The sequence below is a fragment of the Stutzerimonas stutzeri genome (genome assembly GCF_019090095.1).
In the GTDB taxonomy this organism is placed as follows: domain Bacteria; phylum Pseudomonadota; class Gammaproteobacteria; order Pseudomonadales; family Pseudomonadaceae; genus Stutzerimonas; species Stutzerimonas stutzeri_AN.
Genome location: NZ_JAGQFP010000002.1, coordinates 46,896 through 71,994 on the forward strand (window position 1 = coordinate 46,896; position 25,099 = coordinate 71,994).

General features: G+C 63.9%; 26 protein-coding genes. 9 read left to right on the forward strand and 17 right to left on the reverse strand.

The window, feature by feature from the left end; genetic code table 11:
- Positions 1-25 precede the first annotated feature (25 nt).
- Positions 26-904 (forward strand): transcriptional regulator, encoded by an 879-nt coding sequence (locus KVO92_RS09900; RefSeq protein WP_217475494.1) that lies wholly within the window; start codon positions 26-28, stop codon positions 902-904.
- Complete coding sequence (locus KVO92_RS09905) at positions 901-1,383, forward strand: hypothetical protein (RefSeq protein WP_217475495.1); 483 nt, start codon at positions 901-903, stop codon at positions 1,381-1,383. Before KVO92_RS09900 ends, KVO92_RS09905 begins: the two co-directional genes overlap by 4 nt.
- Positions 1,384-1,847: 464 nt before the next feature.
- Here KVO92_RS09905 and KVO92_RS09910 read toward each other — a convergent pair whose 3' ends face one another.
- The 17 genes from KVO92_RS09910 to KVO92_RS09990 all read right to left on the reverse strand — a co-directional run bounded on the left by KVO92_RS09910 (position 1,848) and on the right by KVO92_RS09990 (position 17,099).
- Positions 1,848-2,768: an OmpA family protein gene (locus KVO92_RS09910; RefSeq protein ID WP_217475496.1), complete on the reverse strand. Its 921-nt coding sequence runs from the start codon at positions 2,766-2,768 to the stop codon at positions 1,848-1,850.
- On the reverse strand, positions 2,765-3,637 hold the full coding sequence (motA, locus tag KVO92_RS09915) for a flagellar motor stator protein MotA (protein WP_217475497.1): 873 nt from the start codon (positions 3,635-3,637) through the stop codon (positions 2,765-2,767). Before motA ends, KVO92_RS09910 begins: the two co-directional genes overlap by 4 nt.
- A gap of 2 nt (positions 3,638-3,639) precedes the next feature.
- Positions 3,640-4,374 carry a FliA/WhiG family RNA polymerase sigma factor gene (locus KVO92_RS09920; RefSeq protein ID WP_217475498.1) on the reverse strand — a complete coding sequence of 245 codons (735 nt, stop codon included), beginning with the start codon at positions 4,372-4,374 and terminating at the stop codon, positions 3,640-3,642.
- A gap of 10 nt (positions 4,375-4,384) precedes the next feature.
- A complete protein-coding gene (locus tag KVO92_RS09925) occupies positions 4,385-4,846 on the reverse strand; it encodes a flagellar basal body-associated FliL family protein (RefSeq protein WP_217475499.1) in 462 nt (153 codons plus the stop codon).
- A gap of 36 nt (positions 4,847-4,882) precedes the next feature.
- The gene (locus KVO92_RS09930) at positions 4,883-6,073 is read right to left on the reverse strand and encodes a flagellar hook-length control protein FliK (RefSeq protein ID WP_217475500.1); all 1,191 of its coding nucleotides are present in this window, start codon (positions 6,071-6,073) and stop codon (positions 4,883-4,885) included.
- Positions 6,070-6,393, reverse strand: coding sequence for a hypothetical protein (locus KVO92_RS09935; RefSeq protein ID WP_217475501.1), 324 nt, complete (start codon positions 6,391-6,393; stop codon positions 6,070-6,072). The genes KVO92_RS09930 and KVO92_RS09935 overlap by 4 nt, the downstream gene beginning before the upstream one ends.
- Positions 6,377-6,775, reverse strand: coding sequence for a flagellar export chaperone FliS (gene fliS, locus KVO92_RS09940; RefSeq protein ID WP_217475502.1), 399 nt, complete (start codon positions 6,773-6,775; stop codon positions 6,377-6,379). Before fliS ends, KVO92_RS09935 begins: the two co-directional genes overlap by 17 nt.
- Positions 6,772-8,079 carry a flagellar filament capping protein FliD gene (gene fliD / locus KVO92_RS09945; RefSeq protein ID WP_217475503.1) on the reverse strand — a complete coding sequence of 436 codons (1,308 nt, stop codon included), beginning with the start codon at positions 8,077-8,079 and terminating at the stop codon, positions 6,772-6,774. Before fliD ends, fliS begins: the two co-directional genes overlap by 4 nt.
- A 410-nt stretch (positions 8,080-8,489) precedes the next feature.
- Entirely contained in the window at positions 8,490-8,930 is a 441-nt protein-coding gene (flgN, locus tag KVO92_RS09950; RefSeq protein WP_217475504.1) for a flagellar export chaperone FlgN, read from the reverse strand.
- Positions 8,927-9,202, reverse strand: coding sequence for a flagellar biosynthesis anti-sigma factor FlgM (gene flgM / locus KVO92_RS09955; protein ID WP_217475505.1), 276 nt, complete (start codon positions 9,200-9,202; stop codon positions 8,927-8,929). Before flgM ends, flgN begins: the two co-directional genes overlap by 4 nt.
- A 956-nt stretch (positions 9,203-10,158) precedes the next feature.
- Positions 10,159-10,584, reverse strand: coding sequence for a flagellar FliJ family protein (locus KVO92_RS09960; protein WP_217475506.1), 426 nt, complete (start codon positions 10,582-10,584; stop codon positions 10,159-10,161).
- Positions 10,581-11,912, reverse strand: coding sequence for a flagellar protein export ATPase FliI (gene fliI, locus KVO92_RS09965; RefSeq protein ID WP_217475507.1), 1,332 nt, complete (start codon positions 11,910-11,912; stop codon positions 10,581-10,583). Before fliI ends, KVO92_RS09960 begins: the two co-directional genes overlap by 4 nt.
- 1 nt (position 11,913) lies before the next feature.
- Positions 11,914-12,612, reverse strand: coding sequence for a flagellar assembly protein FliH (gene fliH / locus KVO92_RS09970; protein ID WP_217475508.1), 699 nt, complete (start codon positions 12,610-12,612; stop codon positions 11,914-11,916).
- A 6-nt stretch (positions 12,613-12,618) separates the two neighbouring features.
- Positions 12,619-13,686 (reverse strand): FliG C-terminal domain-containing protein, encoded by a 1,068-nt coding sequence (locus KVO92_RS09975; protein ID WP_217475509.1) that lies wholly within the window; start codon positions 13,684-13,686, stop codon positions 12,619-12,621.
- A complete protein-coding gene (gene fliF / locus KVO92_RS09980; RefSeq protein ID WP_217475510.1) occupies positions 13,658-15,334 on the reverse strand; it encodes a flagellar basal-body MS-ring/collar protein FliF in 1,677 nt (558 codons plus the stop codon). The genes KVO92_RS09975 and fliF overlap by 29 nt, the downstream gene beginning before the upstream one ends.
- Positions 15,335-15,354: 20 nt before the next feature.
- Complete coding sequence (locus KVO92_RS09985) at positions 15,355-15,675, reverse strand: flagellar hook-basal body complex protein FliE (RefSeq protein WP_217475511.1); 321 nt, start codon at positions 15,673-15,675, stop codon at positions 15,355-15,357.
- A 38-nt stretch (positions 15,676-15,713) separates the two neighbouring features.
- Positions 15,714-17,099, reverse strand: a complete 1,386-nt coding sequence (locus KVO92_RS09990; protein WP_217477217.1) for a sigma-54-dependent transcriptional regulator — start codon at positions 17,097-17,099, stop codon at positions 15,714-15,716.
- 435 nt (positions 17,100-17,534) lie between these two features.
- Between KVO92_RS09990 and KVO92_RS09995 the strand changes: the two genes are divergently transcribed.
- The 7 genes from KVO92_RS09995 (at position 17,535) to KVO92_RS10025 (ending at position 24,901) form a co-directional block, all read left to right on the forward strand.
- Positions 17,535-18,374 carry a FliM/FliN family flagellar motor C-terminal domain-containing protein gene (locus tag KVO92_RS09995; RefSeq protein ID WP_217475512.1) on the forward strand — a complete coding sequence of 280 codons (840 nt, stop codon included), beginning with the start codon at positions 17,535-17,537 and terminating at the stop codon, positions 18,372-18,374.
- Entirely contained in the window at positions 18,371-18,742 is a 372-nt protein-coding gene (fliN, locus tag KVO92_RS10000) for a flagellar motor switch protein FliN (RefSeq protein WP_217475513.1), read from the forward strand. Before KVO92_RS09995 ends, fliN begins: the two co-directional genes overlap by 4 nt.
- On the forward strand, positions 18,739-19,494 hold the full coding sequence (fliP, locus tag KVO92_RS10005) for a flagellar type III secretion system pore protein FliP (RefSeq protein ID WP_217475514.1): 756 nt from the start codon (positions 18,739-18,741) through the stop codon (positions 19,492-19,494). Before fliN ends, fliP begins: the two co-directional genes overlap by 4 nt.
- 1,112 nt (positions 19,495-20,606) lie before the next feature.
- On the forward strand, positions 20,607-20,879 hold the full coding sequence (locus tag KVO92_RS10010; protein WP_021209062.1) for a flagellar biosynthetic protein FliQ: 273 nt from the start codon (positions 20,607-20,609) through the stop codon (positions 20,877-20,879).
- A 20-nt stretch (positions 20,880-20,899) separates the two neighbouring features.
- Complete coding sequence (fliR, locus tag KVO92_RS10015) at positions 20,900-21,679, forward strand: flagellar biosynthetic protein FliR (RefSeq protein ID WP_217475515.1); 780 nt, start codon at positions 20,900-20,902, stop codon at positions 21,677-21,679.
- Positions 21,672-22,808, forward strand: a complete 1,137-nt coding sequence (gene flhB / locus KVO92_RS10020; protein WP_217475516.1) for a flagellar biosynthesis protein FlhB — start codon at positions 21,672-21,674, stop codon at positions 22,806-22,808. The genes fliR and flhB overlap by 8 nt, the downstream gene beginning before the upstream one ends.
- The gene (locus KVO92_RS10025) at positions 22,805-24,901 is read left to right on the forward strand and encodes a flagellar biosynthesis protein FlhA (protein WP_217475517.1); all 2,097 of its coding nucleotides are present in this window, start codon (positions 22,805-22,807) and stop codon (positions 24,899-24,901) included. The genes flhB and KVO92_RS10025 overlap by 4 nt, the downstream gene beginning before the upstream one ends.
- Positions 24,902-25,099: the final 198 nt, after the last annotated feature.

Genomic DNA, 25,099 nt, shown 5'->3' on the forward strand with positions numbered 1-25,099 from the left:
GCGGAAATCACGAACTCTGGCGCTCATGACCTCATCTCTGCCCCTCACGGACACCGATGCCCTCGTTTGCCCTCTGTTGAAAACCGGCCGGGACGAATGTTCGGCCCGCTTCGACCGTGCCCTCTATCAACTCGTACTGACCAACGAGGAAGGCGAAGACACGCTCGACCTCGGCTTTTCCGGCAGCCGGGTACTGGAGCGTCTGTTGCAGGTGCCCGGTGAGGTGGTTTCCCGTGAGGATCTGATGAGCTACGCCTGGGAAGGCCGCGTGGTCGGCCAGGGCAGTCTCAATCAGCAGATCTACACACTGCGCCAGGCCCTGTTCGACGGGCGCAGCCAGATCATCCAGACGCTGCCGCGGCGGGGCTATCTGTTCAATCCGCAGTATCTGATTGCAGAACCGGGCACCGCGCCGCTGCAGCAAGCGCCTGCCATCGCCGTGCAGGCCGAGGAAGCACCGATGCCGGCGGCTGGCGTGCTGCCGCTACCCGAGGCCGTGACCCTTCCAACCGCGCGCGGGCCGGCCCCACGGACCCGCTCCTGGCAGGGCGCGGCACTTGCCGGTACCGGCCTGATGCTGCTGATGGGGCTGGCAACGCTGGGCTTTCGTTTGGCCAGCACGGGGACGCCTTCCTTCACCCAGAAACTCACCGTTGGCGGGCTCGAAGTGCTCTATGTCGAGCGCAGCCAGCATTTGCTCGATTCGCTGGTCAAGGAAACCCAGCAGCTGGTCGATACGATGAGCAGCATGAACGCCGGCACAGGGCGACTCATCGTCAACATGTCCCCTGGTTTCTATGAAGTCCGCTGCCTGCAGCAAGACGGACGGGTCAACTGGCTGAAGATCCACAAGAGCCAGGTCCAGACGACGCCCAGCGACCCACTACAAGGATGCTTGCGATGAACAACCAGAATGAAACCGGCGCGGCAGGCAAGCGCCTGCTGCGCATCATGGCCCCGGCAGCGCTGTTGCTGTGGGCGTTCGTGGCGATGGGCACCAGCGGCAATGCATCGTCCAGCTTCGACGGCCACTACAGCTCCAGCGGCTATGTCCTGCTGCGCGACGGCACGACCCAGCAGGTCAGCCAGAGCCTGGTGTTCAACAAGGGCCGGTTCTACTCACTGACCCGCAACGCCCCGGCCATCGTCGAGGCCTCCGGTCGCCTGGAGACGGACCTGCTTGGCCGGGCCACGCTCGTCGTCGAAGAGGGCCAGGTGCATGGCCTGGCCCCCCAGGATTCGCTGGATGACGAGCTGATGTTCAATCTGTTCTACGGCGCCCACAAGGGTGCCCGTATCTCCCTCGAGCAGGTCGGTGCCTGCCTGTATAGCGTCGAGACCCGTCAGGTCTATTGCGCGGACGATCACCCCAACCGCGGCTGAAGCGACGCCTGCTCCAGGTGTATCGGCACGATGGTGCATCGCATGCCCTTAGCCAGCTTTTCCTTGGATCAACAGAACGACGGTCCGCACTCCGTAGGATGGGTGCAACCCATCGCCCATCCGGCAATGGGACGCTGCTCCGTCTGACGAGCATCGCCGGTCGGTACGGGACCGGACAAGCACATCCCGGGCAACTGGAGAAGGGAGAGCAGCTGGCGCAGGACGGGGATTGGCTTTCGCGGACACGGCCCACCGCCAATTGCGATAGGTTGCACCCATCCTACGACTCTACGAGCCCACCAGGCGCCCAAATCGCTCTGGAGCAGGTCGGCGCCGTTTCCGGGCATATCGGCAGGCGCTGGTGCATCGTATGCCCTTAGCCAGCTTGCTCCTTGTATCAACGGAACGACGCTCCGCACCCCGTAGGATGGGTGCAACCCATCGCCCATCCGGAAATGGACCGGTCAGTTGGCGGTCGCTTCGCTATAGCGTGCCCCGCTCGGCGAGAACTGCACCTTGCCGTAGCTGTCGCCGAACAACTCCTTGTACAGCGCCTCGGCCGAGGCGGTCAGCAGGAGGATTTCGACCCGGCGGTTGGCACCGTCCAGGGGCGCGTCCGGACGCAACGGCATGACGTCGGCTTGCGCCGTCACCTGCAATACCGCGCGCTCACCGAGCCCGGCGTCGACCAGCGCATGGCGGGCGCGCAGGGCGCGATCGCCGGACAGGTTCCAGTTGTTGTAGCCGTTGCGCTGCCGATACGGTGTGGCGTCGGTATGACCGCTGATGATCAGCTTGTTGTCCACCTTCGCCAGCACGCCGGCGAGCACACCCAGCAGCTTCTCGAAATGCGGGTTGAGCGTCGCGCTGCCACGCTGGAACATGAAGCGCTGCTGGTCGTCCTTGATGAGGATGCGCAGCCCCTGCGGGACGACGTCCACTTCCAGATTGGCCAGGGCGTCGACTTCGCTGGCAACCTCGCGCATCAGCTCAGCGAGCTTTTTCAGCTCTGCGGTCGAGCCGTAATTGTGGCTACCGTCCTGATCCTTTTTCTCATCCTTGCGGTCGGTTTCGTCGGCTTGCGGCGGGCGTACCGGTACACCGTCGAGTTCCAGGGGCGAGGTGCTGGTGCCGTCGAAGATGCCCGCTCCGCCATCGACCAGAGGATTGCTTTCCATTTCGCCATAGGACGGATTGGAGAGTTCCATCTGCGGCTGGATGATCCAGAGCACCATGAACAGCGCCATCATCGCCAGGGTGAAGTCGGCAAAGGCCACCTTCCAGGCACCGCCATGCTCGTCACCGTGCCCTTTCTTGCCACGGCGCTTGATGATGATCTCGTGCTCGCCGTCGCCAGCTCCCCTGCCCTTGCCCCGGCTTCTCATGCGGCGTCCCTTTCTTCCTCGTACTGGGTCACCCAGTTCTCCAGCTGGCGGAAGGCCGGCTTGACGTCCTGCTCGATCAGCTTGCGCCCGGCATCGACCGCCAGCAGTGTGGGCTTACCGGCCACATGGGCAACCAGCGTGGTGCGCACGCATTCGAGGGCGGAGAGCTCGGTCTTGATTCGCTGGCTCATGGCATTGGACAGCGGGTCCATCAGGCAGTAGCAGAAGAAGATGCCGAGGAAAGTACCGACCAGCGCCGCGGCCACGTGCGCGCCGATTTCCGCGACGCTGCCACCGATGCTGCCCATGGTGATGATGATGCCCATGATCGCCGCGAGAATGCCGAAGCCCGGCATGGCCTCACCGATCTTGTGCAGCGAGCGCGCCGGCTGCAGCAGGGCGTGTTCCATGGCTTCGAGTTCCTGCTCGAGAAAGCCTTCGAGCTCGTGCGCGGTGATCTTGCCCATGGCCATCAGGCGGAAGTTGTCGGCGATGAAGGCCATCAGGTTCTTTTCCTGGAGAATCAGCGGGTAGCGCACGAACAGATCGCTCTGCTCCGGCTCCTCGATGTGCGAATCGAGCACCTTGAGGCCGCCGACGTCGACCATCTCCAGCAGTTCATAGAGCAGCATCAGCAACTGGCGCTGAAACTCCTCGCCACGGCGCTGGTAAGCGAACACGCCCTTGATCTGGTGCAGCATCTCCACCAGCACTTCCTTGGGGTTGCCGACCACCAGGCTGCCGAGCGCGGCGCCGAGAATGATGACCACCTCGGCCGGCTGCCAGAGCATGCGCATGTTGCCGTGAGCCATGGCGTAGCCGCCCAGCACGCAGCCGATGATGATGAAGGCGCCTAATACTTTCTGCATGACTACTGACTTCTCTCTGATAGGTAACGACTGGCCTTGCCGATCGCCTGCTTGCTCAACTGACAGACCCGGGCATCGCTGACCTCCAGCACCAGGGCGATTTCCTTCAGGCTCAGCTCGTGCTGGTAGTACAGCGTCAGCACCAGCCGCTCGCGCTCGTCCAGCCGGGCCAGCGCCTGGGCCAGCACCCGCTCCTTGATCAGGCGTTCCTCGAACAGCTCGGCGGTATCGGGGAAATGCTCATGTCCGCTCTGCAACAGCTCGTCGAGGCTTTCGATCGCCTCCGATGAATCGGCGCAGAGGAACGCCTGGTATTCCTTTTCATCGAGGCCGGTGTGGGCCTTGATCTCTTCATCGCTGGGTTCATGGCCCAGTTGGCGCGACAGCTCGCGGATCGCATCGCGGACCTTGTGTGCCTGCTGGCGGACCTGGCGCGGACGCCAGTCCTGGCGGCGCAGCTCGTCGAGGATGGCGCCGCGAATCCGCAGCGAGGCGAACTTGCCGAAGCCTTCGTCCGGCTCGCCGTAGCGGCGCAGGCCTTCGAGCAGCCCCATCATGCCGATCTGTTCCATGTCCTCACGGTCGAGCACCTGGTTGGCCTGCAGTGACAGCTGGCGAACGATGCGCTTGACCAGCGGCAGGTACTGCATCAGCCAGCGCTGTTCGACCGCCGGTGCGAACACCGAGGGGGCGGCCGGCGTAGCGCCGTAGTAATCGATGGGGCAAGTGGCACTCATGGCGTGGCCTTCACTGCACGATCAGCTTGTTGACCAGCACGTGCTTGAAGGGCACCGCTGCGTTCTTGCTGGCAAAGTCGGCGAACAGCGTGGTTTCCAGACGCGTCTGCAGCTCAGCGATCTTCAGCCCGCGCAACTCGTCGAACGGCAGCGACGACAGGTAACCCACCACCGAATTGCGCACGATGGGCTCGGCCTGCTCGAACTTCGGCGGCTCGTCCGTTGCGTCCGCTTGCAGCGCCAGGTCCAGCACGAAGTAGTGCTCACGGCCATCGCCACGCACGCTGACGATGACCTTCTCCACCGGGAAGAACAGGTACTCCGACGGCTCGACCGGTTCGGCCTCCGCCACCTCCTCCGGGCTGGAGCCTTCCAGGCCGGGTTTGAGCAGCCAGTAGCTGGCGCCAACGCCACCGGCAACGGTCAGGACGTTAAACAACAGCATCAGCAGGACAATACGGGGCGTCGACATAACACACTCACCAATAGCTAATTAGGTTGAATCGGCTCAGACCGTGACCAGGACGTCACGGGCACGCAGGCTTTCCCGCTCCGGCGCCTGCTCCTGCGGGCGGGCCGCCAGCGGTGCCTCGTCCCCGGCCAGCAGCGGGCGTTGACGCGGCTGGCCCTGCTGGCCGCCGCTGTCGGCGCCGACCTGCACGTTGACCTGGACGAAATGCTGGCCCACCAGGTCCTGGCGCAGGCGGTCGCTGGTCTGTTGCAGCAGGCGCGCCACATCGGCGTTCGCGGCGGACAGGTGAACATTCAGCCGGCCCGACTCGTGGCTGAGCAATATTTCCATGCTGCCCAGTTCGGGCGGATCGAGACGAATGGTGGCGCTCTGGATCTTCTGCTGGATCTGCAGATCGACGTTTTCGCGCAGGGCGTGAAGCATCTGTTCACCCCACTTGGCTTCCGGTGCCTGCAATTTCAGCGCTCGGTCTGCCGCCTGCAGCGGCGTGGCTTGTCCGCGCTCGGCCGCGGCGGCCAGTGGGTCGCCGGCATCCAGCGGCTCGGCGGCTTCCAGTAGCGGCTCCAGTGCAGCGGTCGACGCCGCCTCGAGCGGCGCGGTCGCGGCACCGGCGGCTTGCCCGACGCCCATCTCGGCAGCGCTGGTGGGCAGCGACGCGGCCAAGGGGTTGAGCTCGACCGTCCGGCGCTGCGCCCCGCTGCCCGGCATCAAACTGCTCAGCGGATCGGCCGGAGCGGACGCCGACAACCCCTGGGCGAACGGATCCTGCTCCGGCGAACCGGCGACCGGTGCATCCGCGCCGACCGTGACGGTGTCCGGCAACGCCGGCGGCAGCAAGCCGGGCACCGCGTCGGCCTGGGCGGCGTCACGCGCCTGGATCTCGGCCAGTTGCTGGTCGATCATGCTCAGCAGCCACTGTTCGGGGGTCAGCTCCTGGGGTTGCTCACTGCCCTGGCTGGCCGTGCCGCCAGCCTGCATGACCTGGCCCTGCTCGGCCGCCACCATCGGCCGCACGCCTTGCCACGACGCCGCCGGCAACTCCGAGGAGAGGTCCCGGTCGGCGGTCGAAGCCTGCCGCATACGCTCGCCGAAACCGCGCAGCGGGTCAGCTGCCAGCGCCCGGCCGGTGGTGGCCTGGCCACCCTGGCCGGCTCGCGCCGCCAGCGGCCGGAGGGCTTCGCCATTGGCAGCAGTGGCAAGCGTGGCGGATATCGACTGGATCATCATCCCCTGTCTCCGGCTTGGAACATGTCAATGCGCTGATAGGCAGCACGCCCTTCGGCATACTCGAGGTGGTTCAGCAGCAGCTGGCGCAGCCGCTCGCACTCCTCGGCACAGGCCTGCAGGCCTTGGCCGTGGAGTTGCTTGAGGCGGTGCTTGGCGGCATGGGTCGGCTCGTCCAGTTCAAGCCGTCCGGCCAGCGTCTCCAGGCACTGACGGATCGCCGCATCGACCGCGGCCACCGCGGTCCAGTCGTTGCGCTCCAGCGCTGCCTGCAACTGGCCGTGCAGCGCCATCAGGCGCTCGCTGTCACTTACGGGCGGCACTGACGCCCTCCCAGCCCTCACGGAGAATGCCGAGCAGGTTGGTCACTTCGTCCAGCCCTTCCAGTGACAGCGACACGCTGACGTCCGAGAGCCGGTAGATGCAGTACTCGTAGAGACGCGACAGCCCCTGAACCACCTCACCGCCACCTTCTTCATCGAGGGCACCGTTGAGGCCGTTGAGGATGTTCATGCACTTTTCCAGCGATATGCCCTTCTGCTGGTAGCGCTTGTGTTCGATGTGGCCGCGTGCACGGGCCAGCTCGTCCAGCAGGCCGTCCATCAGCACCAGCACCAGCTCATAGGGCGACGCGGCAGCCGCGCGGGCTTCGAGGTCTACCGAGCGGTAGCTGTCATAACTGTCGTTGGGGTGATAGCTGTTCATGAGAACAATCCGTTAGCTTGCGATGAGGTGGGCATCGAGAACATGCCACTGGTCTGCTCCATGCTCTGCATGGTCTGCATCATGGTGGTGAACTGCCGCAGGTAGCGGCTGTAATGGGTGTCGTACTGCTGCTGGAGCGCCTCGAACTGCTCGTCGATGCGACGCAGGCTCATGTCCAGGGTGTCCATGCGGTTCTTCAGCAGGCCATTGGTGCTGCTGGTGTAACTGGCGACGGTCTTGTCCATGCTGTCGAGCAGCTTGTCGGTGCCGGTGAACAGCTCCTCGAAGCCCGCGGGATCGCTGGCGACCGCGGCCTCGAAACGCTTGGCATCGATCGTCAGCTTGCCGTTACGGTCGGCGCTGATGCCGAACTCGATCAGGCTCTTGCCGCCGAAGTCGGCACGCAACAGACCGTTCAGGCGGCTCTCGATGGCGCGCACGCTGGAGTCGCCGGCCAGCGCGCCGCGCTTGGCACTGTCGCCACCGCTGGCGGTCAACGAATCGAAGCTGGTCATCAGGGCGTTGAACGCGTCGATGAAGGTCTGCGCCTTGGCCTGGGTGCCGGCCTTGTCCTGGCCGACCGTGACGGTCAGCGGCGTGTCGCCTGCCGCGTGGGTCTTGCTCACGGTCAGGCTGACGCCATCGATGACGTCGGTGAAGGTGTTGCTGGCGCTGGTCAACTCGATGCCGCCTGCGCCGTAGCTACCGCCCAGACGAACCATCGCATCCTGGGCGCTGGACAGTTGCGTCGTGGTGGCCGCCGCATTGCCGGTCATGCCGAGCGTGAAGGCATTGGCGGCGCCGGTTTGCTCGCTGCTGACCACCAGGCTGACCGCGCCATTGCTGCGCACCAGGGTCGCTTGCACGCCGAGCCCGGCGTCATTGATCGCCGTGGCGGCATCGCCCAGCGTGGCGTACTGGCTCAGGTCGAAGGCCTGGGCATTCAGCGTCAGGGTGCCGCTCAGGCTGCCATCGACCAGGCCCTGTACCGCCACCTGCTGCTTGCTGGCCAGGCGCTCGACGAAGAAGTCATAGGTGCCGGCCTTGGCCGTGGTACCCACGCTCGCCGTGGCGTAACCCTCCTGGCTGAAGGTCGCGCTGTTGGTCAGCATGCTCGAGGTGCTGCTGTTGAGCTTGGTGATGGCCGACTTGAAGGTCGTCATCGACGTGCGCAGCGAACTCAGCGCATCACGCTGGGCCTTGTAGCGGGCTTCGTTGCGGTTAAGCCGATCCAGCGAAGACTGAACCTCGTAGGTCGCCAACTGCGTCGACATCTGCTGTACGTAATCGGAATTTATAGCCATCACCATCCCCTCTTGATGTTTGTAGAGCAGTTTGCATGCCAGGTGCCAAGGGCCCGTACTACGGGGCTTGGAGCAAGCCGCATGCAGAAAAAAGGCTTCCGCAACGCGACACGACGAGGAAACGGGGAAGCGCCGTTTCCGCCTCGAGCGATGGCGGAACATCTGTCTGTAAAGGCGACATCAGCGGCGGGTGAGTTAAAGCGGGCAGCTCAAAGGATTAATGCTTGCCAGGCGCGTGCGGTCATTGCCAGGCACGCGAGGCCCGGGGCAATACGCGCCGGCGGCGCGCTACGCCAGACAACGGCGTGAGTCACCACTGCCGGGCGGTGTGCGAAGTCGAGGCGGGGAAAGACGGTGGCGACACCGCGGCAGCCTGGGCTCGCGGGACGCGTAGGGGGTAGCGCCTGGCCTCAGTAGGCCTGCGGCGAGTAGAGCCGAGCGTCCTGCCCGCCGGCGAGCAGCTGCTGCAGGATGTCGTGGTGCATGGCGAGCAGCTTGCCGTTGTGCTCGTTGAACTGCTGGCATTGCACGGCAAGGTCACCGAGCTGGCGCCAGTGCTGCTGCAAGGACTCGCCGCGCTCACCCGTGCAGCTGGCCAGCAAACGGCGCATGCCCACGCCTGAGGTTTCCAGGCGGAACGCCGCCAACACCTTGCTGCGACGCTGGGCGCGGGCGGCAATGGCTTCGACGCGAACGGTGATCTGCAGATTGATCCGGTCGATTTCCGCGACATCGCGCTCGAGCAGACGGCCGTACAGTTCCTGCATCAGCTCGCGCAGCGCAAGGTAATCCCCGCAGTCCTGCTGGAGATCGTCATCGACGACGGCCAGCAGCCTGTCGCGCTGGCTCACGCATCGTTCCCGCGGTGGAAGCTGAGCATGCTGCTGGCCAGCTCGCCGACGTCGGTGGAGATCTCGCCGCGCTGCAGCGCTTGCTTGATGGCCGCCACGCGATCCAGATCGATCTCGGGCATGGCACGCAACGCATCGTGCATCTGCTCCAGCGGCAGGCTGGCGGCCGGGCGGGCAGCAGGCTGGGCGGTAGGACGCGCGCTGGCCGGCCGCGCCGTGGCGGTCTCGGTGGGCATTGCGATGGCGGGCTTGAATTGCCGGCTGATTTCCATGATTTCGTTCCAACTCGGTGGTTACTGCCAAACAAGCGACCGCTCAGGCGCAAACCTTAAATATTTTTTTGCCGGAGCTGACAGGCGGGCCGTATTTGGCCGGTCCTGCGGTGGCACGCTCAAGTCCGCCCCCTCACCCCAACCCTCTCCCCGCAAGCGGGGCGAGGGGGCTGGCCGTGCGGGTTTGGGGCATGGGTGGGGCGCCTGTGGTGCTCTTTTTCCAACGTCGCCGCCTTCAAGCTCACCCCTCATCCCGGCCCTCTCCCCGCAAGCGGGGCGAGGGAGCTGACCGTGCGGGTTGGGGGCATCGGCGGGGCGTCCGTGGTGTCTTCTTCATCGTCGCCGCTTTCAAGCACGCCCCTCACCCCAACCCTCTCCCCGCAAGCGGGGCGAGGGAGCTGGCCGTGCGGGGTTGGGGTATTGGCGGGGCGTCTGTGGCGTCTTTTTCCAACATCGCAGCCTTCAAGCACGCCCCTCACCCCGGCCCTCTCCCCGCAAGCGGGGCGAGGGGGCCGGCCGTGCGGGGTTGGGGTATTGGCGGGGCGTCTGTGGTGTTTTTTTTCATCGTCGCCGGTTTCAAGCTCGCCACCTCACCCCAACCCTCTCCCCGCAAGCGGGGCGAGGGGGCTGGCCGCGCGGGTTTGGGGTATTGGCGGGGCGTCTGTGGTGCTCTTTTTCCAACGTCGCCGCTTTCAAGCACGCCCCTCACCCCGGCCCTCTCCCCGCAAGCGGGGTGAGGGCGCCGGCCGTGCGGGGTTGGGGTATTGGCGGGGCGTCTGTGGTGTCTTTTTTCAACGTCGCCGCTTTCAAGGCGATTTCGGCTGCTTTTGCCCGACCTTCGCCGGGCCTCGGCAGCCGGCTCTCACTCCGCCGTCACGCCGGACAGGCCCCCTCGCCCCTCTGGGGAGAGGGCTGGGGTGAGGGGGCGGAGCCAAGCGAACACCCGACACAACCCCTCACGCCGTCTGATTCCGCCACCAGCTCTGTGCGGCCAGGCCGTCCTGGATCTTCTGTTCCTGCGCCGTCAGCAGTTGCTGCCATTGCTGCATCTTCGCCTCGATCACGTGTTCGACCACCTTCTCGCTGCGCATGGCCTGCAGCAGCTCCTGCTGGATACGTACCAGCGCCTGTTCGGCGACGGCCAGCTCACGGCGCTGCAGCTCGACCATCTTGTACAGCGTGGCCTTGTAGCGCTGCTGGTTGTCGCGCTGCAGCGGCGTGCTCATCGGCACGCTGAAGCCGCACAGGCGGCTGAGGCCGGTAATGTTGTTGCGGTAGCGCTGGCAGAGGTTCTGCTGGTACTGAACCTGCCCGAGCATCTGCTTGACCCGGTTGCCGCGCAGGCTGGCCAGGCGCGAAAGCGTTTCGATCTGCTGTTTCATGGCTTCCTGATGATGCTCTGCAAAAGGTTGAGACTGGTTTCCAGCTCCGCCGCCTCACCCACCTCCTGGCGCAGAAAGCGCTCGATGGTCGGTGCCAGCTGCACGGCGCGGTCGGTCTTGATGTCCGCGCCCGGGGTGTACCCGCCCAGCGGGATCAGTTCCTTGATCTTCTCGTAGGTGCTGTAGAACTCCTTGAGCTGGCGCGCCGCGCCCAGGTGCGGTGGCTGGCCGACCTGGCTCATGCAACGGCTGACCGACGCGCAGACGTCGATGGCCGGGTAATGCCCGGCATCGGCCAGGCGCCGCGACAGGACGATATGGCCGTCTAGAATCGCCCGGGCGCAATCGACGATCGGGTCCTGCTGGTCATCCCCCTCGGCCAGCACGGTGTACAGGGCGCTCAGGCTGCCGATGTCGTTGGCACCGTTGCCGGCGCTTTCCACCAACTCCGGCAACATGCCGAACACCGACGGCGGATAGCCCTTGGTGGCGGGCGGCTCGCCCAGGGCCAGGGCGATTTCGCGCTGGGCCATGGCGTAGCGGGTCAGCGAATCGACCAGCAACAGCACATCGTTGCCCTGGTCGCGGAAATAAGCGGCGATGCTGTGGCACAGCTCGGTGGCCTTGAGGCGCATCAGCGGTGATTCGTTGGCCGGCGCCACCACCACCACGGCCTTCTTCAGGCCCTCTTCGCCCAGCGAGTGCAGCAGGAACTCCTGCACCTCGCGTCCGCGCTCGCCGATCAGCCCGACCACCACCACGTCGGCCTTGGTCTGCCGAGTGATCATCCCCAGCAGCACGCTCTTGCCGACGCCGGACCCGGCGAACAGGCCGACGCGCTGCCCCTTGCCCAGCGTCAGGGTGGCGTTGATCGCGCGTACGCCGACATCCAGCGGTTCGCTGACCGGCTTGCGCTTGAGCGGATTGACCGAAGGCAGCTCGGCCGGCAGCGGATCGCGCCCGCTGAGCTTGCCCATTTCGTCCAGCGGCTCGCCAAGGCCGTTGACCACACGGCCCAGCCAGGATTCGTCGATGTGCAGCTTGGCGTCATCCGGTGCCGGAAACACCCGCGAGCCGGCCGTCAGCCCCACCGGCTTCTTGAAGGGCATCAAATAGGTGATGTCACGGTTGAAGCCCACCACCTGCGCTTCGAGCATGCTGCCGTCGCCCTGCTCGACAAAGCAGCGCTGGCCGGTCATGCGTTGGCAGCCGAGGCTTTCCAGCAGCATGCCGGAGACGCGCACCAGCCGGCCGCTGACCTTTGCCAGCTGCACCGTATCCAGCGAGCGCAACGCCTCGTCGAGCCGGAAGCTCTCGCGCAGGGACATGTCAGGCCTCTGCCCGGATATGTTCGGCCAGGGTGTCCATGCACGAATCCAGGCGCTGCTGGCAGCCGATATCGGCTTCGGCCTGGGCCGTCACCACCCGGCATTCGCCGAGCGCCAGCTTCTCGTCCGGGACCAGGCGCCAGGCCGCCGCGCGCTCGGGCGCCAGCTCCTTGATCCGCGTGCACTCTTCCGGATTGAGCAGAATACGAACCTCCTCCTGATCGCCCGGCATGGCCGCCAGCGCCTCCTCGGCCAACGTCAGCAGCTGGGTCGGATGCAGGGTCAGCTCGCAGCGGATCACCTGCTTGGAGACCTTCTGCACCAGCTCGAGCAACTGCTCACGGCGGGCCTGTTCGAAGTCCCGGCGGAAGCGCTCGACCTGCTCGACCAGCTGGTCCAGCGGGCGTGCCGCCTGGTCGAAGGCCTGCCGGCCCAGGGCGCGACCCTCCTCGCGACCGATGGCCTTGCCCTCTTCCAGACCACGCTCGAAACCTTCGCGATGCCCGGCTTCACGGCCCTGCTCGAGGCCTTGCTCGTACCCCTTGTCGATACCTTCCTGAAAACCATCGGCCACGGCACGCTGCAGCGCTGCGGGGTCGCCAGCCATGCTGTCGGCCAACTCGGCGGCGCTGCGCACTCGTGGCGGGAAACGGTACGGGCGCCACGAACGGCCTTCGCCCTTGATGATCTTGATGCTCATCGGCGCTTACTCGACGGTCTGTTCGCGGAACAGCTGGATCTGCAGGTCGCCATCGGCGGACATCTCGCGAACCACCGCCATGATGTCCTTGCGCACCTGCTCGACCCGCGACAGTGGCACCGGCCCCTGACGGCGGTTGATCGACTCCATCTGCTGCGCCTGACGCTTGGGCAGTGCCGCCTGGATGGCCTTGACCAGCGCGGGCTCGGCGCCCTTCAGCGCGACGACCCATTCGTCCAGCGGGATCACTTCCAGCAGGGTCTGCAGCACATCCGGGTTTTGCCGCGAGAGGATGAAGAAGTCATACATTTCATCCTCGATCTTCTCGACCAGGTCCTCGTTGTGCGCGCGCAGCAGCTCGAACATCTGGTCACGGTTGCCCTTGAAGCGGTTCATGATATCGGCTGCCTGCTTCACACCACGGACCTGCGAGCCCTGCGTGCTGAGCACCTGCAGGCTGCGATCGATCAGCTGTTCCAGCTCGGCGATCACGTCGCTGTTGACCTCGTTGAGGTTGGCGATGCGGTACAGCAGTTCGTCCTGGCGCTCGGCCGGCATGCACTCGAGCACATCGGTGGCCATGCCCGGCGGCAGGAAGGCGAGGAACACCGCCTGCATCTGCGCATGCTCCTTGGCGATCAGCGCGGCGAACTGCTTGGGATCGAGCCACTCCATCTTTGCCATCTTGGCGCGGATCTCCTCGCCATAGATGGAATCGAGCAGCGAACGGGTGATGTCGCCGCCCAGCGCCTTGCCGAGCATGCCGGCCAGGTAGGTCCGCGACGCGCCCTTGATGCTGCTCTGCTCCTTGTAGTCGTCGAAGAAGCGGCTGATCACGTCGGACACCATCGGCTGCTTGACGTTGGACAGCCGTGCCATCGCCTGGCTGATGCTGATGATTTCTTCACGGGTGAAGTTGCGCAGGATGCCGGCGGAGATCTCATCGCCCATGCTCAGCATGAGGATGGCCGCCTGGTCCAGCGAGCTCACCGAGCGCAAGTGCACCGGGCGCGCCTTGATTTCCTTGCTCGAGCCGGTTCCCGACTCAGCTGGCTGGGTTGAGGTCTCTTTCATTGCGGCCTATCCAATGCTTGAGGACTTCCGAAACGCGTTCCGGGTCGTTCTTGGCGAGCATCTGAAGATGCTCGATCTGCAGTTCCAGCCCCGATCCCGGCGCCGGCAGGCGGATTTCCGAGAGCGGGTTGAGTTCGCCGAAGATGTTCGCCCCGTCGGCGGCAGCCGGACGCGGGCTGGCCAGCGCAGCGCGGGTCTCGGCCTCGATCGCCGCCTGTGCCGGCGCTGCGGCGAGCGTGCCTTCGAGCGCTTCCGGCACGGGCTCATCGGTGCGCCGGGTCAGGCTGCGTACCGCCGGGCGTACCACGATCAGCAACAGCAGCAGGGCGATCAGCCCGGCGACGCCAAGCTTGGCCAGCGCATGAACCTGGGTGTTCTCCCACCAGGGCAGCGCTTCGGCCACGCTTTCAACCGCGGCGAATGGCAGCACGCTGAGGGTGAGCAGGTCGCCGCGCTCCTGCTTGAAGCCCACTGCGCTGCGCACCATGGCTTCCAGTTCGGCGCGCGCCTCGTCGCTCCAACCCCCTTCCGGTGCGGCCGCCGCGTTGAGCACCACCGCCACGCTCTGCTGGCGCAAGGCGAAGCCGGCGTGCTTCACATGGATCACGCTCTGGTCGTAATCGAGCTGGCGGGTGGCTTCCTCGCGCAGCGAGGTGGCGGCCTTGGTCTCGTTCTTCGGCGGGGCGGGTTCCTCGCCTTCCTTGGGCGGTGCCACCGGGCGGTTCGCCAGCGAGCCGGGAACGCCCAGTGCCAGCTGATCCAGCGCGCTTTCGTTACTCAGCACCTCGCGGCGCAGGCGCGGCGTCTCGCCGTAGGACTGCAGCGTTTCTTCCTTCTGGCTGAAGTCGATATCGGCGGCCACGCTGATGCGGTAGTTGCCGTTACCCAGCACCGGCGCCAGCACCTGCTCGATGTTGGCCACGGCTTTCTGCTGGTAGTCCTCGACCGCGCCCCAGTTCTGCGCCGGGCCGTTGCCGACGTTCAGCCCGCGCGACAGCAGGGCGCCATACTGATCGACGACGCCGACGTCCTCGGGCTTGAGATTGGGCACGCTGCCGGCCACCAGGTTGACGATGGCGCCCACCTGGTCGGGTGTCATCTTGTAGCCAGGCTCGAGCTGCAGCATCACCGAGGCCTTGGTCGGCGCGCGCTTGCTCACGACGAACGAGCTGTTTTCCTCCTGCGCCAGGTGCACGCGGGCATGCTGGATGCCTTTGAGCGCCATCACCGTGCGCGCCAATTCGCCTTCCAGGCTGCGTTTGAGGCGCACGTCCTGGACGAACTGGCTGGTGCCCAGCGGCTCTTCCTTGTCGAACAGCTCATAGCCGGCCGGCAGCGAAACCTTCACGCCCTTGGCGGCGAGCAGCATGCGCGCCCGTGACAGCTGATCCTCGCGGACCAGCACCTGCCCGCTCTGCGGATGGATGCGGTACTGCACGGCTTCGCCGTCGAGCACCTGCATGACCTCGGCGGCGGGGAAATCTTCACCGGCCCCGTGCAGCGGGCGGAAGGAGCCATTGTCGCGCCACAGGTAGAAGGCCACGGCGACGGCCAGGCCGGCGGCGATCACCGCCATGCCGGCCAAGGTCACCCGCGGGTCGAGCTGGAGGCCACCGGCGGGCAGCTTGCTTTTGATTTTCTGCAGCACGTCTTAGCTCTCACGCCGGATCAAAGCGGCATTCTCATGACGTCATCGAACGCCGTGGTCAGTTTGTTGCGCACCTGCAGCAACGCGGAAAACGACACGCTGGCCTTCTGGCTGTCGATCATCGCGCCCACCAGGTCGTCGCTCTTGCCGCTGTCCACCGCCGCCATGGCGGCGCCCGCCTGGTGCTGCTGGGCATCGACCGAGCGCATCGCCGCCATGAACAGGCCACCGGCATCCGGCGCCGCCTGCTCGGCCGGCTTGATGACGGTGCCACTGGCGACGCCCTGCAGCTGCTGCATGCGGCCCAGCAAATCCTGCTGCACCTGCGTGATTGAACTCATCGCTGGCTCTCCCCTGTTCGGTAATAAAAGTGTCTGAATCAGAAATTCAGCTCGATGCCCTGCTCGCGCATGGCATTGAGGCGATAGCGCAGGGCTCGCGAGGTCATTCCCAGGCTGGCAGCAGCCTTGGTCTTGTGCCCGTCGAACTTGCGGATGGTGTCGATCACATGCTGGTACTCGGCCCATTTGCCACTGGCGCGCAACGCGGCCTTGCCGGTTTCGGCGGTCGGCAGCGGCAGTCGCTCGCTGCGCACTTCGGCTTGCGGCGGTGCGGCCAGCCCGAGGTCCTGCGGCTGGATGAACAGGCCATTGCGCAACACCAGGGCGCGCTGCACGGTGTTTTCCAGTTCGCGGGCGTTGCCCGGCCAGTCGTGCTGCAGCAGGGCGCGGCAGGCATCGCTGGTGAACAGTTCTTCGTCCGCTTCCTGCGGTGCGTACTTGGCCACGAAGCGACGAGCCAGCGGCAGCACGTCTTCCTTGCGCTCACGCAGCGGGCTGATGTGCAGCGGCAGCACGTCGAGGCGGAACATCAGGTCGGCGCGGAAACGCCCTTCGGCGACTTCCACCTGCAGGTCACGGTTGGTGGCCGCGATGATGCGCACGTTGAGCTCGATTTCCTTGCGCCCGCCGAGGCGCTCCACGCGCTGCTCCTGCAGCACGCGCAACAGTTTGGCCTGCAGGCCCAGCGGCAACTCGCCGATTTCATCAAGTAGCAGGGTGCCGCCGTTGGCCAGTTCGAACTTGCCCGGCTGCGCCGCCACCGCGCCGGTGAAGGCGCCCTTCTCATGACCGAACAGAATCGACTCGAGCATTTGTTCCGGGATCGCTGCGCAGTTCACCGCGACAAAGGGCGCCTCGGCACTGGCCGAGAAGCGATGGATGTAACGCGCCATCAGCTCCTTGCCGGTACCGGTTTCGCCGGTGATCAGGATCGGCGCCCGGGTCAGCGATACACGCTGCGCCATCGCCAGCAGACGGCGGCCCGCCTGGGAGCAGGAAACGAAACTTTCTTGCGCGGCATCGGCGAATTCCTGACGGCGCAACAACGCACTTAATTGGCTCTCGCTGAACGGAGACAACAAGTAATCGACACACCCGAGTTCAAGCAAGGCGGCGGCCTTTTCCTGATCGGCGTATTGCACGACAGGAATAACGCTGATGGAACGTCCGCGGCGAATCAGTGCATCGACCTGCGTATATAAGGCCGACTGTTGCACTGCGCTGGTGACGATAAAAACCAGCGACGCACCTTTCAGTGCGGTGTTATCCAGCTCGCTCAGCTCAGCATATGAAAAGACCGCACAACCTTCTTTGCGCAGGCCCGCCTCAAGAAACTCACAACCCACTTCAGTTGATTGACCGACAATAATGACTTTCTTGCGCGCCGGCGCTGGAGCGAATAGCTCATCGCGTGAGTAGTTCATTGCCTGACTGAGACTGTTCAATGTGACCACCTTGGCGCCGTTACGCCTGTTGCACGAACACAACGCCGGATTCGCTGAAAATTTATTTAAGTCTTCTGGAACTTTCGTCGCCCTGTCTGTCCAACTCGCTGAACAAGACAGGTATCTGCAGCCGACCGCTCCGAAACAATTGCGCGCACGCTAACAAGCCCGCCCGGAACCGCCCAATCAGTTCCGCTAAAATTAAATCAATTGCTCATCGCTGATCTCAAAAAAGATCAATTGATACCTATTGATTTAATCCTCCCTCGCGCCCAAGCCTAGACTGGCGGCACGCTAGAGCTGTGCCCGTGATCTCAGGCAACGCAATCCCACCCTGGCCAAACCTTCTTCTGCTTAATACCCGCGCGATCGGCATCGCCCGCTGCGCAAGAACCAGGAACACCCGTTCACAACATGTCTGGCAATTCAAAAGTCCACCATGGCGTGCCCGCCCAAAGCCTGACTGTATTGAAACCGCAGAAGCTTGGCCGGCATCACCACAAGATCCCGCAGTTCATCAAGGAAACGACCAACAAAAACCCGCGTTTGATCGGTGACTACTTCCTGCGTAATTACCGGATCAGCCTTGAGCTGAGCAAAGTGGACGTACAGGAAGCCAATGAACGCACACCCGAGTGCATCTTCCGCTCGCCCATGGGGAAAGTTGGTTTTTCGATTGATCGCGCCCTGCTGACCGAAGCACTCGAGTGCTATTACGGCGGCACTATCGTGCCCAATCAGGACACTCCGCCGTTGAGTTCATCCGAAACGCGGATGCGCAATCGCCTGGGTCTGGACCTGAGTTATATCTTTGCCCGTTCCATTTTGTCCGGCGAGACGTTCGGTGAACTCGAGCCCTATGAAAATGATTATGAAGAAACCGTCTGGGAGTATGTGGCCGAGTTCGAATATATCAGCCACCTGACACACAGCCGCTCGTCGATCTTCATTTATCTGGATGCCGAACTGGTCGATGAACTCACCATGCGTCTGGCCGGCGCACCGCCCGAGCGCCTGAGCGGCAACCCGATCGACCATATCCAGCATCTGCCGGTACGCCTCGACTGCGTGGTCGCCTCGGTGCAGATGCCCCTGTCGCAAGTGCTTGCCTTGCAACTCAACGACATCCTCATGGTGCGCCCGCTGGACCGCTACGAGGTGCGCATCAACCAGCAGAAGCTTTTCCGGGGGACCGTCTTCGAGGAAGACGGCGCCCTGTTCCTCACTTCACTTGAAAGCGTGAAAGCCCAATGACCGCTCAACTGTCCGACAACGAATTCGAGAACCTCATCAACGAGGGCGACCTGAGCCTCGACGGTGCCGACGACGCCGGCCCCGCCGCTGCCACGAAACCTCAGGCACCGCGCCAGGACCTGAGCTTCTTCGGCAAGATCCCGGTCAACGTCACGCTGGAAGTGGCCTCGGCCGAGATCTCGCTGAAAGAACTGATGGAATGCGACACCAGCAGCGTCATCGTGCTCGACAAGGTCGCCGGCGAGCCGCTGGACGTGAAGGTCAACGGCACCCTGTTCGCCAAGGCCGAAGTGGTGGTGATGAATGGCAGCTATGGGCTGCGCATCGTCGAACTGTCCGGCACCAGCCTGGATGCGCTGACCCAATGAAACGGCGTCGCGGGCTGTTGCTGCTGTGCCTGCTGCTGGCCAGCCTGTTCCCGCTGGTGGCGCAGGCCGCCGGCGGCGAGATCACCCTGTTCAACCTGAACGATACCGAGAACGGCCAGGAATTCAGCGTCAAGCTGCAGATCCTGATCATCATGACGCTGCTGGGTTTCCTGCCGGCCATGCTGATGATGATGACCTGCTTCACCCGCTTCATCATCGTGCTGGCCATTCTTCGCCAGGCCATCGGACTGCAACAGAGCCCGCCGAACCAGGTGCTGATCGGTATCGCGCTGATCGTCACCTTGCTGGTGATGCGCCCGGTCTGGCAGGAAATCCACAGCGCTGCGTTCGAGCCGTTCCAGAACGACGAGATCAGCCTGGAGCAGGCGCTCGAAGTGTCCAAAACCAGCTTGTCGGGGTTCATGCTGGCGCAGACCAACAAGACCTCGCTGGAGACCATGGTGTCGCTGGCCGGCGAAGAAGTGCCCGAGAACCTCGACGACCTGGACTTCTCCCTGTTGCTGCCGGCGTTCGTGCTGAGCGAGCTGAAGACCGCGTTTCAATTGGGTTTCATGATCTTCGTGCCGTTTCTGGTAATCGACCTGGTGGTCGCCAGCGTGCTGATGGCGATGGGCATGATGATGCTCTCGCCGATGATGATTTCGCTGCCGTTCAAGCTGATGGTGTTTGTGTTGGTGGATGGGTGGGCGTTGTTGATGGGGACCCTGACCACCAGTATTCAGCCGTTTTAGGGGGCGGTGATGAAAGCTGTTCGCGCGGGCTTGAACCCACTCATCGGACCCTATTGTAGGAGCGCAGGGGGACGCTTAGTCCTTGCTCGCGAAGCTTTGTGGGCTCGGTGGCCTAGGCCTATTGCCCTGGCAGTCCGAAGCATTGGTTTCGCCCTGCTGGGCGAGTCACTTTTTCCAAACGCCGAAAAAGTAACCAAAAACGCTTGCCCCTGCATCCGGGTCTCGCTGCGCTCGACTTCCCTCATTCCATCCACGCTCCGGGGGCCGGCGTACAAGGGCCATCCATGGCCCTTTACGCCTCTCGCGGCATCCATGCCGCTCGCTCCCCTCCGCGCGGATTCCATTCGGCCTCCTGAAAGGGGCGTTCGGCGTCGTCTGGTAGGTCGTGCGATGGAAAAGCAGAGAGCCGTTTCGAACCAAGGTGAATTGACCAGTAGCTGTAGGGGATTCGTAGGGTGGAAAACTGCGAAGCATTTTCCACCGCAATCGACGCAGCGATTGGTCTCGAACCTTGTGCAAGAAACTCGGTGGGCAAGCTTCGCGTTACCCACCCTACGATCGCCCGAAACTCGCACAACCGCTTCGCTGCACGGCCCATCAAATACCGCCGAGTTGTCCCTTTCACAAGGCCGAGCGCAGCAGCTCGTAGGATGGGTGCAACCCATCAACCATGGGCGATGGGCTTCGCCCATCCTACGTTCTGGGCGGTGGCTGGCAGCTTGCTCGCCAGCAAACAAGCGAAGCGCTTTTGTTTCGCTGTTTACGGCCTTTCAGACGACTCGGACTCGAGTCCCCTTCAGGAGGCCGAGCGTAGGTGCTGCGCAGGGGGACGCGAGGCATGGATGCCGAGCGAGGAGTGATGGGACATGGATGTCCCTTCGCGACGACCCCCGGAGCAGCACCGGAGGGAGGGGAGTTTTGCGAAGCAAAACCCGGATGCAGGGGTGGCCTTCTTTTTGGTTACTTTTTCTTGGCCACACAAGAAAAAGTGACTCGCCCAGCAGGGCGAAACCACTGCCTCAGCCAACCCGGCCAGCGGCTGTAATCGCCCGGATCCAGAGCCCAACAGCTTCGCGGTCAAGACCGCTCCCACAAAAAGCGAAAACGCTCCCATGCTAACCCCCGACACCGCCGTCAACATCGTCTCCAACGCCATCCACGTCATCGTGCTGGTGGTCTGCGTGCTGGTGGTGCCGAGCCTGCTCGGCGGCCTGCTGGTCAGCATCTTCCAGGCAGCCACCCAGATCAACGAACAGATGCTGAGCTTCCTCCCGCGTCTGCTGATCACCCTCGGCATGCTGGTGTTCGCCGGGCACTGGATCCTGCGTACCTTCAGCGATCTGTTCATCGAAACCTTCACCCAAGCCGGGCGGCTGGTCGGTTAGCCGTGGGCAACGAACCCATCATGCAGGCCGGTCAGTACCTGCAGTCGCTGCTGGGGTACTGGTGGCCGTTCTGCCGGATCATGGCCGTGTTCAGCCTGGCGCCGATGTTCAGCCACAAGTCGCTGAGCATCCGTGTGCGGGTGTTGCTGGCCATGGCCCTGACGGTCGTGCTCACCGCCGCCTTGCCAGCCACTGCGCCCATAGACCCGCTGTCGATGAAGGGCATCCTCACGGCGCTGGAGCAGATCGCCATGGGCCTGCTGCTGGGCGTGGCGCTGATGCTGGTGTTCACGGTGTTCACCCTGATCGGTGACATCGTCTCCACCCAGCTCGGCCTGTCCATGGCGGTCTTCAACGACCCCATGAACGGCGTGTCCTCGGCCTCGATCGTCTACCAGCTGTACTTCATCCTGCTGGCGCTGCTGTTCTTCGCCACGGACGGCCATCTGGTGATCGTCACCATCATCTACCAGAGCTTCATCTTCTGGCCGATTGGCAGCGGCATTCACTTCGACGGCCTGCAGACCATCGCGCTGTCGCTGAGCTGGGTGATTTCCGCGGCCTTGCTGATCGCCCTGCCCATCGTGTTCTGCATGACGCTGGTGCAGTTCTGCTTCGGCTTGCTCAACCGCATCTCGCCGGCGATGAACCTGTTTTCGCTGGGCTTCCCCATGGCCATCATCGCCGGCCTGACGCTGATCTACCTGACCCTGCCGAACCTGTCGGAAGCCTACCTGCACCTGACCCGCGAGCTGCTGGGCAACATCGGCGAGATCTTGCGGAGTGGCCGCAATGTCTGAGAACAGTACCCAGGACAAAACAGAAGAGGCCTCCGAGCAGAAACTCAAGAAGAGTCGCGACGATGGCCAGGTCACCCGCTCCAAGGACGTCGCCACCACCGTCTCGCTGCTGGCGACGCTGCTGGTGCTGAAGTTCAGCTTCGGTTTCTTTTTCGATGGCCTGCAGCAGGCGTTCACCTACTCGTACATCAACTTTCATCACAGCGAGATGACGCTCGACGACCTGCAGCTGATCCTCACCCACAACCTGCTGGTGTTCATCAGTGTGCTGCTGCCGTTGCTGGTGACGCCCATCCTGGTGATCGCCTTCGCCCTGGTCCCGGGCGGCTGGGTGTTCGCTTCGAAGAACTTCGCCCCTAAATTCAGCAAGCTCAACCCGATTACCGGCCTGGGGCGGATGCTTGGCGCGCAGAACTGGACCGAGCTGCTCAAGTCATTGCTGAAGATCACCACCCTGCTCGGCGTCGCCGTCGGCCAGCTTTATTACGCCGCGCCCAAGCTGATCGCCCTGCAACGCAGCGACATCAGCAACGCCATCGGCAGTGCCTTTTCGCTGACCTTCGATCTGGCCATCGCGCTGCTGCTGGTGTTTCTGCTGTTCTCGCTGATCGATATCCCGCTGCAGCGCTTCTTCTTCCTGAAAAAAATGCGCATGACCAAGCAGGAGCGCAAGGAAGAGCACAAGAGCCAGGAAGGCCGCCCCGAAGTGAAGGCGCGGATCAAGCAGCTGCAGCGCCAGCTGGCCCAGCGGCAGATCAGCCGGGTGATCAAGGACGCCGACGTGGTGATCGTCAACCCGACGCACTACGCCGTGGCGCTCAAGTACGACCCGAAGAAGGCCGAAACCCCCTTCGTCATCGCGCGTGGCGTCGATGAAACCGCGCTGTACATCCGCAAGCTGGCCCAGGCCAACAACCTGGAAGTGGTCGAGCTGCCGCCGCTGGCGCGGGCGATCTACTTCAGCACCCAGGTCAACCAGCAGATTCCGGCGCCGCTCTATACCGCGGTCGCCCACGTACTGACGTACATCCTCCAGCTCAAAGCCTGGAAACAAGGCCGTCGGGCCAAGCCCAGGCTGGCCAGCGACATCCATATTCCCGAAGAACTGTTCAACCGAGCGCGATCATGAGCCTGATTCAGAAACTGACCCCGACCTTCAGCAGCGGTCGGATTGGAATCCCGCTGATCATCCTGTCGATTCTGGCGATGATCATCCTGCCGCTGCCGCCGCAGCTGCTGGACGTGCTGTTCACCTTCAACATCGCCATGTCGATCCTGGTGCTGCTGGTCAGCGTGTCATCGAAAAGTCCGCTGGATTTCTCGCTGTTCCCCACGGTGATCCTGATCACCACGCTGATGCGCCTGACGCTCAACGTCGCGTCCACGCGGGTGGTGCTGCTTGAGGGTCATACCGGCACCGGCGCGGCGGGTAAGGTCATTGAAGCCTTCGGTGAGGTGGTCATCGGCGGCAACTTCATCGTCGGCCTGGTGGTGTTCATCATCCTGATGATCATCAACTTCATCGTCATCACCAAGGGCGGCGAGCGGATCTCGGAAGTGACCGCGCGCTTTACCCTGGACGCCCTGCCGGGCAAGCAGATGGCCATCGACGCCGACCTCAACGCCGGCCTCGTGACCCAGGAAGAAGCCAAGGCGCGCCGCCAGGAAGTGGCCAAGGAAGCCGATTTCTACGGCGCCATGGACGGTGCCTCGAAGTTCGTTCGCGGCGATGCCATCGCCGGCATCCTGATCCTGCTGATCAACCTCTTCGGCGGCTTCGCCATCGGTGTGTTCGTCCATGGCCTGGGCGCCGGCGAAGCCTTCAAGCAGTACGCCCTGCTGACCATCGGTGACGGCCTGGTGGCGCAGATTCCAGCGCTGCTGCTGTCCACCGCGGCAGCAATCATCGTCACCCGGATCAACGAATCCAGCGACATCACCAGCCAGGTTCAGCGCCAGCTGCTGGCCAACCCGGCCTCGCTGTACACCGTGGCCGGCATCCTCTTCGTGCTCGGCTTGGTGCCGGGCATGCCGCACCTGGCGTTCATCGGCTTTGCCGCGCTGATCGGTTTCATCGGCTGGCGTGTGTCGCTGCACGAGCCGCCAGCTGCCGGTGCTGATCTGAAGGACATCCAGGCCATCGGCCAGGCAATGGACAAGGAAAAGGCACAGACGCTGGCCTGGGACGACATCCCGCTGGTGGAGCGTTTGTCGATTTCGCTGGGCTACAAGCTCGTCGGGCTGGTCAATGAAGCCTCTGGCGCGCCACTGCCGGCGCGGGTGCGAGGCGTTCGCCAGACGCTGTCCGAGCATCTGGGCTTTCTGCTGCCGGAAGTGCAGATCCGCGACAGCTTGCGGCTCAAGGCCTCGCAATACGACATCTACATCAATGGCGAGAAGATCGACGGTGCCGAGCTGCACGCCGACCGCCTGATGGCGATCCCTTCGCCGGAGCTCTATGGCGAGATCGACGGCATCCTCGGCACTGACCCGGCGTACCGCATGCAGGTGGTGTGGATCCAGCCGTCGGACAAGTCGCGCGCGCTGAACCTTGGCTACCAGGTCATCGACTGCGCCAGCGTGGTCGCCACGCACCTGAACAAGGTGGTGCGCGAGCATCTGCCGGACCTGTTCAAACACGACGACGTCGAGCACCTGATGCAGCGCCTGACCCTGCAGGCACCGAAGCTGGCCGAAAGCCTGAAGAATGCCCTGAGCTACACCCAGCAGATGCGCGTGTACCGTCAGCTGCTGCTGGAAGAGGTGCCGCTGCGCGACATCGAAACCATCGGCAGTACCCTGCTCGAATGCAGCGAAACCACCAAGGACCCGGTGCTGCTGGCGGCTGATGTACGCTATGCCCTGCGTCGCAGCATCGTCTCGACAATCGCCGGTGATCGCCGCGAACTGGCGGTCTTCGTGCTGGAAAACGCACTGGAAAACACCCTGCTCAATGCCCTGGCAATTGCGCAGCAAGCCGGCCAGGTGAGCCTGGACAACATCCCGGTGGAGCCGAGCCTGCTCAACCAACTGCAGAACAGCATGCCGGTAGTGAAGGAAAAGCTGCGCAAGGACGGCCACCCGCCAATCCTGACCGTGATGCCACAGCTGCGCCCGTTACTGGCACGCTACGCCCGAGTGTTCAGCCCCGGCTTGCACGTGCTGTCGCAGAACGAGATTCCGGATCGGGTCGGGGTGAACATACTCGGGACGCTCGGCTAGCCATGGCGCTGCGAGGGCGCGCAAAAGACAGAAGCTTCGCCCCGAGGTCGGGGCTCCCACAACTACAGCCGGACCCACCGTCCGGCGCCTGCCTGCGACACTAGTAGAAGGCTTCCTGCCCAGCCGCCCCGGGCGCCATAGGCGCTTTGTGGGAGGCGCGCCCTCGCGCCGAATGGGCCTGTAACGCGACAGAAGCTT